Here is a 14,387-nt window from a genome sequence, read left to right as displayed (position 1 = left end):
GTCGTTTTCGTTTTTTGAATAGCCTTATCCCGTCTCCAGGTATTACGACCAAGAGCCGGACAAAAAGTTGATAAAAGCCGTAGAAGTAAATTGTAGAAAGAAGCGCACGTGATGATAGTGCGTTGTTGTAGCCGGTGCCAGATCCTGCAAGGCCGAACCAGAACGCGGTGATGCAGCCGGATCAGGTGATAGCAGTCTAGTCAAGCCCGAAGGGCCGAGACTTGAGGTTTCGCAGATGGCGGCAGGCAGTGCCGCAACCAGCAGTGAAACCTGAAATCTCCATCCTTCCTGTCACTCACGGAGTGTCCATGCACTACTCATTTACTGAGAAGAAGCGCATTCGCAAATCGTTCGCGAAGCGCGCTAACGTTCACAACGTTCCGTTCCTGCTGGCGACCCAGCTCGAGTCGTATACGAGCTTCCTGCAGGCCGATAAAGTCGCATCGCAGCGCAAGAACGAAGGTTTGCAGTCCGCCTTCACCTCAATTTTTCCAATCGTATCGCACAATGGTTTTGCTCGGCTAGAGTTTCTCTCATACGTGTTGGGTGATCCGCCCTTCGACGTAAAAGAGTGTCAACAGCGCGGACTGACGTTCGCATCGCCGCTGCGCGCCAAGGTTCGGCTCGTAATCCTCGACAAGGAATCGCCGACCAAGCCGGTCGTCAAGGAAATGAAAGAACAGGAAGTCTATATGGGCGAATTGCCGCTCATGACGACCACTGGTTCCTTCGTGATCAACGGTACCGAGCGTGTGATCGTTTCTCAGCTGCATCGTTCCCCGGGTGTGTTCTTTGAACACGACCGCGGCAAGACACACTCGTCCGGCAAGCTGTTGTTTTCCGCGCGTATCATTCCTTACCGCGGCTCCTGGCTGGACTTCGAGTTCGATCCGAAAGACATCCTGTTCTTCCGTGTCGACCGTCGCCGCAAGATGCCGGTCACAATCCTGCTCAAAGCCATCGGCATGACGCCGGAACAGATCCTCGCGAACTTCTTCGTGTTTGACAATTTCACCATCCGCTCCGATGGCGGTGAAATGGAATTCGTCGCCGAGCGTCTGCGTGGTGAAGTCGCACGTTTTGACATTGCCGACAAGTCCGGCAAAGTCATCGTCGCCAAGGACAAGCGTATCAATGCCAAGCATGTGCGTGAAATCGACGCTGCGGGCATCAAGCATATTTCGGTACCGGAAGATTATCTGCTCGGCCGCGTGCTGGCGAAGAATATCGTCGATGCAGATACCGGCGAAGTCATTGCCAATGCCAACGACGAACTGACCGAAGACGTGCTGGCCCGCCTGCGCGAAGCGGGCGTGACCGATATCCAGACGCTGTACACCAACGATCTGGATCAGGGCGCCTACATCTCGCAGACGCTGCGCATGGACGATACGGCCGACCAGATGGCCGCCCGCGTAGCGATCTACCGCATGATGCGTCCTGGCGAACCGCCAACCGAAGATTCTGTTGAAGCATTGTTCAACGGCCTGTTCTACAGCGAAGAGCGTTACGACCTGTCGGCTGTCGGCCGCATGAAGTTCAACCGCCGTATCGGCCGTGATGAACTGACTGGCGCGATGACGTTGTCGAATGAAGACATCCTCGCCGTCATCAAGATCCTGGTCGAATTGCGCAATGGCCGTGGTGAAGTCGACGATATCGACCACCTTGGTAATCGTCGTGTGCGTTGCGTCGGCGAACTGGCTGAAAACCAGTTCCGCGCCGGCCTCGTGCGTGTCGAGCGCGCCGTGAAGGAGCGTCTCGGCCAGGCCGAAGCCGATAACCTGATGCCGCATGACTTGATCAATTCCAAGCCGATCTCGGCTGCGATTCGCGAGTTCTTCGGGTCGTCGCAGTTGTCGCAGTTTATGGACCAGACCAACCCGCTGTCGGAAATCACGCACAAGCGCCGCGTCTCCGCGCTCGGCCCGGGCGGTCTGACCCGCGAACGTGCCGGCTTCGAAGTCCGCGACGTGCATCCGACCCACTACGGCCGCGTATGCCCGATCGAAACACCGGAAGGTCCGAACATCGGCCTGATCAATTCGCTCGCGCTGTATGCGCGCCTTAACGAATATGGCTTCCTCGAAACGCCGTACCGCAAGGTCGACGACAGCGGCGTGACGAACCAGATCGACTACCTGTCCGCGATCGAAGAAGGACGCTATGTAATCGCCCAGGCGAACGCGACCATCGACAACGACGGCAAACTGTCCGACGAACTGGTCTCCGCGCGTCAAGCCGGTGAAACCATTCTGGTGTCGCCGGAACGAGTCCAGTACATGGACGTCGCTCCTGGCCAGGTTGTCTCGGTTGCGGCATCGCTGATTCCGTTCCTTGAGCACGATGACGCGAACCGCGCGTTGATGGGGGCCAACATGCAGCGCCAGGCGGTACCTTGCCTGCGCCCGGAAAAAGCATTTGTTGGTACTGGTATCGAACGTACGGTGGCAGTCGACTCCGGAACCACCGTTCAGGCCCTGCGTGGCGGTATCGTTGATTACGTCGATGCTGGCCGTGTCGTGATTCGTGTCAACGATAACGAGGCGGCTGCGGGCGAAGTCGGTGTCGATATCTACAATCTGATCAAGTACACCCGTTCCAACCAGAACACCAACATCAACCAGCGCCCCATCGTGAAGGTGGGCGACCGTGTTGCCAAGCATGATGTGATCGCCGACGGTGCATCGACCGACCTGGGCGAACTCGCCCTTGGTCAAAACATGTTGGTCGCGTTCATGCCGTGGAACGGCTACAACTTCGAAGACTCGATCCTGATCTCGGAGCGCGTGGTGGCGGATGACCGCTACACTTCGATCCACATCGAAGAACTGTCGGTGGTTGCGCGTGACACCAAGCTCGGTGCGGAAGAAATCACCCGCGATATTTCGAACCTGGCGGAAAACCAGCTTGCCCGTCTCGACGAATCCGGCATCGTGTATATCGGTGCGGAAGTCGAAGCCGGCGACACGTTGGTCGGTAAGGTGACACCGAAGGGTGAAACCCAGCTGACGCCGGAAGAAAAACTGCTGCGCGCGATCTTCGGCGAAAAAGCCTCCGATGTGAAAGACACCTCGCTGCGCGTGCCGTCCGGTATGGTTGGCACCGTCATCGACGTACAGGTCTTCACCCGCGAAGGCATCCCGCGCGACAAGCGTGCGCAACAGATCATCGATGATGAACTGAAGCGTTATCGCCTTGACCTGAACGATCAGTTGCGTATCGTCGAAGGCGATGCTTTCCAGCGTCTGGAAAAAATGTTGATCGGCAAGGTTGTCAACGGCGGTCCGAAGAAGCTTGCCAAGGGTGCGCAGATCACCAAGGAATACCTGGACGATCTGGACAAGTACCATTGGTTCGATATCCGTCCGGCCGAAGACGACGTCGCGGCAGCACTCGAAGCGATCAAGGAGTCGATCGCCGAGAAGCGTCACCAGTTCGACCTCGCTTTCGAAGAAAAACGCAAGAAGCTCACGCAGGGCGACGAATTGCCACCGGGCGTGCAAAAGATGGTCAAGGTTTACCTGGCCGTCAAGCGTCGTCTGCAGCCTGGCGACAAGATGGCTGGCCGTCACGGTAACAAGGGTGTGGTTTCGCGCATCGTACCGGTGGAAGACATGCCTTACATGGCAGACGGTACACCGGCCGATATCGTGCTGAACCCGCTGGGCGTTCCGTCACGTATGAACGTCGGTCAGGTGCTCGAGGTTCACCTCGGCTGGGCATCGAAGGGTCTGGGTCTGCGTATCGGTGAAATGCTGCAGGCGCAAGCTAAGGCAGCCGAACTGCGCAAGTTCCTGACCACGATCTACAACGAGTCCGGCAAGTCGGAAGACCTGGATAGCTTCAGCGATGAAGAAATCCTGTCACTGGCCAACAACCTGAGGTACGGCGTGCCATTTGCGACGCCGGTGTTCGACGGTGCGCATGAGGAAGAAATCCGCCGCATGCTCGACCTTGCATATCCGGACGATGTCGCCAAGCAGCTTGGTATGACGCCGTCGAAGAATCAGGTCACCATGTATGACGGCCGCACCGGCGAAGCTTTCGAGCGTACCGTCACCGTCGGCTACATGCACGTGCTGAAACTGCACCACCTGGTCGACGACAAGATGCACGCGCGTTCGACCGGTCCGTACTCGCTCGTTACCCAGCAGCCGCTGGGCGGCAAGGCGCAGTTCGGCGGCCAGCGTTTCGGCGAGATGGAAGTCTGGGCGCTGGAAGCCTACGGCGCGTCGTACGTGTTGCAGGAAATGCTGACAGTGAAGTCCGACGACGTCACCGGCCGGACCAAGGTGTACGAGAACCTGGTCAAGGGCGATCACGTCATTGACGCCGGCATGCCGGAATCCTTCAACGTGCTGGTGAAGGAAATCCGCTCGCTCGGCATCGACATCGATCTGGAACGCGATTAAGTAGGACGCAGCGGGAAACCGCGGCCGGCGATGCGAGTATCCCGTCGCCGGTCATGCAGCAAAGAAGCAAGAGATATTTTTATTCACGCCACCCTGGAGTGATACATGAAAGCACTGCTCGATCTATTCAAGCAAGTTCAGCAAAGCGAACAATTCGACGCGATCAAGATTGGTCTCGCGTCGCCTGAAAAAATCCGTTCCTGGTCCTACGGCGAAGTCAAAAAGCCGGAAACCATCAACTACCGTACCTTCAAGCCGGAGCGCGACGGCCTGTTCTGCGCCAAGATCTTTGGCCCGATCAAGGACTATGAATGCTTGTGCGGCAAGTACAAGCGTCTCAAGCATCGCGGCGTCATCTGTGAAAAGTGCGGCGTTGAAGTCACACTGGCAAAAGTGCGCCGTGAGCGCATGGGCCACATCGAGCTGGCTTCGCCGACCGCGCACATCTGGTTCCTGAAATCGCTGCCGTCGCGTCTGGGCATGGTGCTCGACATGACACTGCGCGATATCGAACGCGTGTTGTACTTCGAAGCGTACGTCGTGACCGATCCCGGCATGACTCCGCTGAAGAAGTGCCAGATCATGTCGGAAGACGATTACGCTGCCAAGTACGAAGAGTACGGCGACGACTTCACCGCATTCATGGGCGCCGAAGGCATCCGTGAACTGCTGCGCTCGATCGACATCGACCGCGATGTGGAGACGCTACGCCAGGAACTAAAGGATTCCAAGTCCGAAGCCAAGATCAAAAAATATGCGAAGCGCCTGAAGGTCCTGGAAGCATTCCAGCGTTCCGGCATCAAGCCGGACTGGATGATCATGGAAGTGTTGCCGGTGCTGCCGCCGGAACTGCGCCCGCTGGTCCCGCTGGATGGCGGCCGCTTTGCGACCTCCGACCTGAACGACCTGTACCGCCGCGTTATCAATCGTAACAACCGTCTGAAGCGGTTGATGGAACTGCGCGCGCCTGAAATCATCACCCGCAATGAAAAGCGGATGCTGCAGGAAGCGGTCGACTCGTTGCTGGATAACGGCCGTCGCGGTAAGGCGATGACTGGCGCCAACAAGCGTCCGTTGAAGTCGCTGGCAGAAATGATCAAAGGTAAAGGCGGTCGTTTCCGTCAAAACCTGCTGGGCAAACGCGTCGACTACTCCGGCCGTTCCGTCATCGTGGTGGGTCCGCAGCTCAAGCTGCATCAGTGCGGTCTGCCCAAACTGATGGCGCTGGAACTGTTCAAGCCCTTCATCTTCAACAAGCTCGAACTGATGGGTCTCGCGACCACCATCAAGGCGGCGAAGAAGCTGGTTGAAATTCAGGAACCTGTAGTTTGGGATATCCTGGAAGAAGTGATCCGCGAACATCCGGTGATGCTGAACCGTGCGCCGACGCTGCACCGTCTGGGCATCCAGGCGTTCGAGCCGGTCTTGATCGAAGGCAAGGCGATCCAGTTGCACCCGCTGGTCTGCGCGGCGTTCAACGCCGACTTCGATGGCGACCAGATGGCTGTCCACGTTCCGCTGTCGATCGAAGCGCAGATGGAAGCCCGCACCTTGATGCTTGCGTCCAACAATATCCTGTTCCCGTCGAACGGCGAACCGTCGATCGTGCCGTCCCAGGATATCGTGCTGGGTCTGTACTACGCCACCCGTGAAAAAATCAACGGCAAGGGCGAAGGCATGATGTTCCCGGACGTATCGGAAGTCATCCGCGCCTACGACAACAAGGAAGTCGAGCTGACCACCCGTATCACGGTCCGTATCACCGAGTATCCGAAGGATGCGGCAAGCGGCGAGTTTGTCAAAACCGTCAAACGTTACGAAACAACGGTCGGCCGCGCGATTCTGTCCGAGATCCTGCCGAAAGGTCTGCCTTTCAGCGTGCTGAACCGTGCGCTGAAGAAGAAGGAAATCTCGAAGCTGATCAACACGTCATTCCGCAAGTGCGGTCTGCGTGCGACGGTAGTGTTTGCCGACCAGCTGATGCAGTCCGGTTTCCGCCTCGCGACCCGCGCCGGTATTTCGATTTGCGTGGACGACATGCTGGTGCCGCCGCAGAAGCACACCATCATCGCCCAGGCCGAACACGAAGTGAAACAGATCGAGCAGCAATACGCTTCCGGTCTGGTCACGGCGGGCGAGCGCTATAACAAGGTGGTTGACATCTGGGGCAAGGCTGGCGACGAAGTCGGCAAGGCCATGATGGAACAACTCAAGGTCGAAGACGTTACCAAGCGCGACGGCAGCAAAGGCACGCAGGAATCGTTCAATGCGATTTACATGATGGCCGACTCCGGCGCCCGGGGTTCCGCCGCCCAGATCCGCCAGCTCGCCGGTATGCGCGGCCTGATGGCAAAGCCGGACGGCTCGATCATTGAAACACCGATTACCGCGAACTTCCGCGAAGGCCTGAACGTTTTGCAGTACTTCATCTCGACCCACGGCGCTCGTAAAGGTCTAGCCGACACCGCGTTGAAGACAGCGAACTCCGGTTACCTGACACGTCGTCTGGTCGACGTGACCCAGGATCTGGTCGTGACCGAAGACGATTGCGGCACAGCCAACGGCGCATCGATGAAGGCGCTGGTTGAAGGCGGTGAAGTGATCGAAGCACTGCGCGACCGTATCCTTGGCCGTGTCGCTGCAAACGATGTGGTCAATCCGGAAACACAGGCGACACTGTACGAAGCCGGTACGCTGCTGGATGAAGATTCGGTTGAAGAGATCGAGCGCCTCGGCATCGACGAAGTCAAAGTTCGCACTCCGCTGACTTGCGACACCCGTTACGGCCTGTGCGCAAAGTGCTACGGTCGCGATCTCGGCCGCGGCATGATGGTCAATTCCGGCGAAGCAGTCGGTGTGGTTGCCGCGCAGTCGATCGGCGAACCGGGTACCCAGCTGACCATGCGTACCTTCCACATCGGTGGTGCGGCGTCGCGTGCGGCGGTTGCGTCCTCGGTGGAAGCGAAGTCGAACGGTACAGTCCGCTTTACCGTGACCATGCGTTACGTAACCAACGGCAAGGGCGAACAGATCGTCATTTCCCGTTCGGGCGAAGTGCTGATCACTGACGACCATGGCCGTGAGCGCGAGCGCCACAAGGTGCCGTACGGCGCGACCCTGCTGGTCAAGGATGGACTGACCATCAAGGCCGGCACTGCGCTGGCAACATGGGATCCGCTGACACGCCCGATCATCACCGAGTACACAGGTACGGTGAAGTTCGAGAACGTCGAAGAGGGCGTAACGGTCGCCAAGCAGATCGACGAAGTGACCGGTCTGGCAACGCTGGTGGTTATCGATGCCAAGCGTCGCGGACCGAGCACCAAGGTCATGCGTCCGCAGGTCAAGCTGCTGAACGAGAAGGGCGAAGAAGTGAAGATCGCCGGTACCGAACACGCAGTGACGATCGGCTTCCAGGTCGGCGCGCTGATCACGGTGAAGGACGGTCAGCAGGTATCGGTGGGTGAAGTGCTTGCGCGTATCCCGACCGAGTCGCAAAAGACACGTGACATTACCGGTGGTCTGCCGCGCGTGGCCGAATTGTTCGAAGCACGTTCACCGAAAGACGCCGGCATGCTGGCGGAAGTTACCGGTACAGTGGCGTTCGGCAAGGAGACCAAGGGCAAGCAGCGTCTGGAAATCACCGACATGGATGGCAACAAGCACGAGTTCCTGATTACCAAGGACAAGCAAGTGCTGGTGCACGATGGCCAGGTGGTGAACAAGGGCGAGATGATCGTGGACGGCCCGGCCGATCCGCAGGATATTCTCCGCTTGCTGGGTATCGAAGCGCTGGCGCGTTACATCGTCGATGAAGTCCAGGACGTGTACCGCTTGCAAGGCGTGAAGATCAACGACAAGCACATTGAAGTGATCGTGCGTCAGATGTTGCGCCGTGTTCAGGTTGTCAATGCAGGCGATACCGCTTACATCCCTGGCGAGCAGGTCGAGCGCTCCGAGTTGCTGGACGAAAACGATCGCGTCACTGCCGAAGGCAAACTGCCGGCCACGTACGAAAACGTACTGCTCGGTATTACCAAGGCATCGCTGTCGACCGACTCCTTCATCTCTGCGGCGTCGTTCCAGGAAACCACGCGCGTGCTTACCGAAGCCGCGATCATGGGCAAGAAGGACGGCCTGCGCGGTCTGAAAGAAAACGTCATCGTTGGCCGCCTGATTCCGGCTGGTACCGGTCTGGCCTACCACCGTGCCCGCAAGGAAAAAGAGTCGTGGGAAGCGGAAGAGCGTACCGCGCTGTTGCAAGCCGAGGAAACGGCCCGTGCAGCCGAAGTGGAAGCAACAACCGAAGTCACGACGGACAGCGGCGCTCCGGACGGCAACGAAGCATAAGTATTGCGCTTCAAATGAAAACGGCACTGAAGGAAACTTCAGTGCCGTTTTTTCTTGCCCGCAGGCCTTCAATTTGACCAATAGCGAACTGGGGCCGGCTCGTCGCCACCGTCCAAAAATGTGGCTGAATACATCATTTTTCCTGGGCTAGCGGCTTTCCGTTGCCAATCACTTCGCAGCAGTCTCCCTTGAACGTCGCATTGTCATAATCCGTCCATCCATAACTGTCTACATAACGTTTATGCGGCCTGAACTTCCGATTTACGACACTCCGATCCAGCTGTTCAGTGTCATAGCGAATCTCGGCCATATCAAGCAGCGAATGAAACACGTTTTCCGTCGTTAGCCGGGCATTCTTGTTTTTCCGTAACTGGCGCACTTTTTCCGGATGCACAGTCAGATATTGATCGGAATACCAGACCAGCGCCGGGATATGAAAATCAAACTGCGTATTGTGGCCATGGAATGCCAGTCTGCAGCTACCGTCATACAGTGTCTGGCCATGATCCGACACGTACATCATCGTTGCACGACGCCGTGTCGCCTTCAGATTGCTGATGACTTTCGACAGAAACCAATCGGTATACAAAATCGAGTTGTCATAGCTATTGTTTAGCGGGATTTTGATAGATATGTCCGTATATGCCGGATTCTCAACGCCATACAGCGAAGGTTGCCACTTGTCGAATTCCTTCGGATATCGATGACTGTAATTCCAATGACTACCCAATGTATGTAGCACCACCAGCTTCTTTTCCGATGGATCATCCAGCGCTGCTTTCAAAGCGGCCAGCAGAATGCCGTCGTGGCTGGCGTTGCCCGGGAAACCACCAAAGTTAAGAAATTGCGTAACATCCGCCTCTTTGGCGAATACCGACACTGGTGTGTCGAACTTGCCGAATGACATCTGATTCGATAGCCACCACGTTTTGAATCCCGCTTCCTTGAACGCGCTAAGGAAGGACCGTTCCGAAAACCCGGCCTTCAGGCTTTGATGTGCCGGCTTGCGCGACACCAGAACAGGTACCGACAAGCGGGTTGCCGAAACTGCCGTCACCACGTTCGACAAACTGACCAGATTGCCTTCTTGCTTCAACAAAGGATTGGTGTCCCGGTGATAACCGTTCAACCTCCATCGGTCGTAGCGCGACGATTCGCCGATCACCATGATCACTACTTGCGGTGACGTCTCTGCATCCGTCGCGCGCGCTCCGAACCGGAATATCGCGCTTCTATCCGCGAGATCTGCCAGATACCGTCGCTCGCGCCAGAAGTCCTGTGCCTTTAATGCGATGCCGAAAGGCCACGTCCGCGCAAACGCCTCCGGGCTGAATGGGACAAGCGCCCATTCCGGTAACACAGGAAATCCGAAGCCAAACAGCCCTACACTCCGTTTGCCTGCATTATCTGGGCTGGTCGATCGCGAAACACCAAATTTTTCGCCGTAACCCCATAAAAGCACCGCACTTGTCAACACGCCTATGGCGACCCACCTCGAGCGGTCGTCCCAGTCCAAGTCACGAGTCCTTAGCGCAATCAGCCAACCAGACAGCCACCATGCAAATATCGACACCATGACAAGCACCAGCGGCCATATCCGATCGCCGAGAAACTCCAGCGCTTCCTGCCGGCTTGTCTCTGCGATGAGTCCCAAGTGATGAGTGGAGATACCCTGACCGTAAAAGCTATGCAGATAAAGCTCGACCGGAAGTGCGATGTATGCCGGCAGCAGCAAGCAATTGGAACCAGGCCGGCCGTCTAAAGACACTCCATACGGCCACCCAGGCAACAAACTCCATTGCCAAAATACGCGTCATATCGGAAACGCCACGTGCACCTAACAGAGGCGCAAATGGAACCGCCGATATCATGAGATAGGAGACGACGAGAAATAGATTGGCAGGCCGTAACAGCAGACGCATTTGACGACGCCGCAGTTACGGCGAGATTCCGGTAGGAAAAATCAAAGTTTATTACCGGAAAAGATTCGGCGCCATGGCCACACGGAATAAAACCGGAATCGGTGCAAAATTGCACATGGATTAAGCCATTGATTTTGAAAGAGTAATTGTTTTATTTACACGGGGATGGCGACGACCTTGAAACTCCTTACCTTATCGCCTAGCATGGTTGACGCAGCTCAGCAATGGGCATATACTCGCGAGTTCTCGATTTTAGGCTCTACAGGAGCTTAAGCGTTCTTTGGTCAGTCTTTCCCGCCTCTTGCAACGCTTCTCCTTTTTCAGTTTCAAATCGATGCGAGACTTTTGTCGCAATGGTTTCTCCCCTCGGTTCCGGGCAATCGTTTTCGGGACTGTATTTTTATTAACGTTTCATTTGTTGGATTAAAGACCGATGCCAACCATCAATCAACTGATTCGCAAGCCCCGGGTTTCCGAGGTTGTGAAGAGCAAGTCGCCGGCGCTGGAAAACAGCCCGCAAAAGCGTGGCGTTTGCACTCGCGTGTACACCACCACGCCGAAGAAGCCAAACTCTGCGCTTCGTAAAGTCGCCAAGGTTCGTCTTACTAACGGTTTCGAAGTTATTTCGTACATCGGCGGTGAAGGCCACAACCTGCAGGAACACAGCGTCGTGCTGATCCGCGGCGGTCGTGTGAAGGACTTGCCCGGTGTGCGTTATCACATGGTTCGCGGCGCGCTGGATACTCAAGGCGTCAAAGACCGTAAGCAGGCACGCTCGAAGTACGGTGCCAAGCGCGCCAAGGCAGCGAAGAAGTAATTCATTTTCCGCCAGGTGTTATGTCACCGCGCGGAATGCGAGTCGGCCCCGAATGGGTCGAGTAAGTGGATGGTCATGATGACCACCGCGAGCGAGCGGTAAATCACTCAGTGCCGTCGCTCAACTGAAGAGTGAAAGGAATAGAAATGCCACGTCGTCGTGAAGTCCCCAAGCGGGAAATTCTGCCAGATCCAAAGTTCGGCAATGTTGAAGTTGCCAAGTTCGTCAACGTCCTGATGCTGTCCGGTAAAAAATCGGTCGCCGAGAACATCATTTATGGCGCGTTTGACCATATCAAGCAAAAGTCCGGCAAGGATCCGCTCGAAGTATTTACCGCTGCTCTCAACAACTGCAAGCCGATGGTTGAGGTGAAATCCCGTCGTGTTGGTGGTGCCAACTACCAGGTGCCAGTCGAAGTGCGTCCGGTTCGTCGTATGGCCTTGTCCATGCGTTGGTTGCGTGAGGCCGCCAATAAGCGCAGCGAGAAATCCATGCCGCAGCGTCTCGGTGGCGAACTAATGGAAGCCGCAGAAGGCCGCGGCGGCGCGATGAAGAAGCGTGACGAAGTGCACCGCATGGCAGAAGCCAACAAGGCGTTCTCCCACTTCCGTTTCTAAAAGAATTAACTTAATAGTTGCCTTTGCATAGTTGAAGGCTCTGCAATGTAATTTGGTCAAAACCGGGCGCATCCCTTGAAAAAGTTGCGCTCGGTTTTCTACCTTAAAAGACTTAGGATTGAATATGGCTCGCAAGACCCCTATTGAGCGCTACCGCAATATCGGTATTTCCGCTCACATCGATGCCGGTAAGACAACCACTACCGAGCGTATCCTGTATTACACCGGTGTTAACCACAAGATCGGTGAAGTGCATGACGGCGCAGCGACCATGGACTGGATGGAGCAGGAACAAGAGCGCGGCATTACCATTACGTCCGCCGCGACAACCTGCTTCTGGAAGGGCATGGCCAACAACTTCCCCGAGCACCATATCAACATCATCGACACCCCGGGTCACGTTGACTTCACCATCGAAGTGGAGCGTTCGATGCGCGTCCTCGACGGTGCTTGCATGGTCTATTGCGCAGTGGGTGGCGTGCAGCCGCAATCTGAAACCGTATGGCGCCAGGCCAACAAATACGGCGTGCCGCGTCTGGCCTTCGTTAACAAAATGGACCGCACCGGTGCCAACTTCTTCAAGGTCTACGAGCAGATGCGTAGCCGCCTGAAGGCAAATCCGGTCCCGATGCAAGTGCCGATCGGCGCCGAAGAAGACTTCGAAGGCGTAGTTGACCTGGTTAAGATGAAAGCCATTTACTGGGACGACGCATCGCAGGGCATGAAGTTCGATTATCGCGACATTCCGGCCGAGCTCCAGGCAACTTGCGCCGAGTGGCGCGAGAAGATGGTCGAAGCCGCTGCTGAAGCCAACGAAGAGTTGATGAACAAGTATCTTGAAGAAGGCGATCTGTCCGAAGCTGAAATCAAGGCGGCGATTCGTCAGCGCACGATTGCGGGTGAAATCGTGCCGATGATGTGCGGCACTGCGTTCAAGAACAAGGGCGTTCAAGCCATGCTCGATGGCGTGATTGAATACCTGCCGGCGCCGACCGACATTCCGCCAGTGACAGGCGTCAGTGAGAACGAAGAGCCGATCAGCCGCAAAGCGGAAGATACAGAAAAGTTCTCCGCTCTTGCATTCAAGATCATGACCGACCCGTTCGTTGGCCAGCTGATCTTCTTCCGCGTGTACTCGGGTGTGGTCAATTCCGGTGACACGGTATTCAATCCGGTTAAAGGCAAGAAAGAGCGTCTCGGCCGTATTCTGCAGATGCATGCAAACCAGCGCGAAGAAATCAAGGAAGTGCGCGCCGGCGACATCGCTGCTGCGGTGGGCTTGAAAGAAGCGACAACCGGTGACACGCTGTGCGATCCGGGTTCGGTCATCACGCTCGAACGCATGGTTTTCCCGGAGCCGGTGATTTCGCAAGCGGTTGAGCCAAAGACTAAGCAAGACCAGGAAAAAATGGGGCTTGCATTGAACCGCCTCGCGCAGGAAGACCCGTCGTTCCGCGTTAAAACCGATGAAGAATCGGGCCAGACCATCATTTCCGGTATGGGCGAGTTGCACCTCGAAATTATTGTCGATCGTATGCGACGTGAATTCAATGTCGAAGCAACCGTCGGTAAGCCACAAGTGGCCTACCGCGAAACGATCCGCAAGACTTGCGAAGAAATCGAGGGCAAGTTCGTCAAGCAGTCGGGTGGCCGCGGTCAGTATGGCCACGTGGTTCTGAAAATCGAACCGCAAGAGCCGGGCAAGGGCTTTGAATTCGTTGACGCAATCAAGGGCGGTACCGTGCCGCGCGAATATATCCCTGCAGTAGAAAAGGGTGTGCGCGAAACACTAACTTCCGGCGTGATGGCTGGCTATCCGGTCGTTGACGTCAAGGTTACGCTGTTCTTCGGTTCCTACCATGACGTGGATTCGAACGAAAACGCGTTCCGCATGGCTGCTTCCATGGCATTCAAGGACGGCTGCCGCAAGGCCAGCCCGGTCATTCTGGAGCCAATGATGGCGGTTGAAGTTGAAATGCCGGAAGAAAAAATGGGTGACGTCATGGGCGACCTGTCCTCCCGTCGCGGCATGATCCAAGGCATGGACGACATCCCTGGCGGTGGCGGCAAAGTAATTCGCGCCGAAGTGCCCCTGTCTGAAATGTTTGGCTACTCCACAACACTGCGTTCGCTGACTCAAGGTCGTGCAACGTACACGATGGAATTCAAGCATTACTCCGAAGCGCCGAAAAACATCACTGACGCAATCGTCAGCGCGAAGAGCAAGTAAGACGGTCTGCAGTTACGGTTCAGATGGACCGTAACT

The 14,387-nt window shown here is 56.3% G+C and carries 6 protein-coding genes; 5 read left to right on the top strand and 1 reads right to left on the bottom strand.

Annotated elements, in window-relative coordinates:
- Positions 1–308 precede the first annotated feature (308 nt).
- Complete coding sequence (rpoB, locus tag D3871_RS15405; protein WP_119769704.1) at positions 309–4,415, top strand: DNA-directed RNA polymerase subunit beta; 4,107 nt, start codon at positions 309–311, stop codon at positions 4,413–4,415.
- Between the two features lie 105 nt (positions 4,416–4,520).
- Positions 4,521–8,765 carry a DNA-directed RNA polymerase subunit beta' gene (rpoC, locus tag D3871_RS15400; protein ID WP_119769703.1) on the top strand — a complete coding sequence of 1,415 codons (4,245 nt, stop codon included), beginning with the start codon at positions 4,521–4,523 and terminating at the stop codon, positions 8,763–8,765.
- A gap of 133 nt (positions 8,766–8,898) precedes the next feature.
- Here the strand turns inward: rpoC and D3871_RS15395 are convergent, their stop codons facing one another.
- The gene (locus D3871_RS15395; RefSeq protein ID WP_233575621.1) at positions 8,899–10,281 is read right to left on the bottom strand and encodes a phosphoethanolamine transferase; all 1,383 of its coding nucleotides are present in this window, start codon (positions 10,279–10,281) and stop codon (positions 8,899–8,901) included.
- Between the two features lie 839 nt (positions 10,282–11,120).
- Between D3871_RS15395 and rpsL the strand changes: the two genes are divergently transcribed.
- From rpsL to fusA, 3 genes are all read left to right on the top strand, one after another.
- A complete protein-coding gene (rpsL, locus tag D3871_RS15390) occupies positions 11,121–11,504 on the top strand; it encodes a 30S ribosomal protein S12 (protein WP_119769702.1) in 384 nt (127 codons plus the stop codon).
- Positions 11,505–11,650: 146 nt separating this feature from the next.
- The gene (rpsG, locus tag D3871_RS15385) at positions 11,651–12,121 is read left to right on the top strand and encodes a 30S ribosomal protein S7 (RefSeq protein WP_119769701.1); all 471 of its coding nucleotides are present in this window, start codon (positions 11,651–11,653) and stop codon (positions 12,119–12,121) included.
- 124 nt (positions 12,122–12,245) lie between these two features.
- Positions 12,246–14,351: an elongation factor G gene (gene fusA, locus D3871_RS15380; RefSeq protein ID WP_119769700.1), complete on the top strand. Its 2,106-nt coding sequence runs from the start codon at positions 12,246–12,248 to the stop codon at positions 14,349–14,351.
- Positions 14,352–14,387: the final 36 nt, after the last annotated feature.

The sequence above is a fragment of the Noviherbaspirillum saxi genome, from assembly GCF_003591035.1.
GTDB classification, from domain to species: Bacteria; Pseudomonadota; Gammaproteobacteria; order Burkholderiales; family Burkholderiaceae_D; genus Noviherbaspirillum; species Noviherbaspirillum saxi.
The sequence above is the reverse complement of the archived record's forward strand: the minus strand, read 5'-3'. Positions and strand labels throughout refer to the sequence as shown.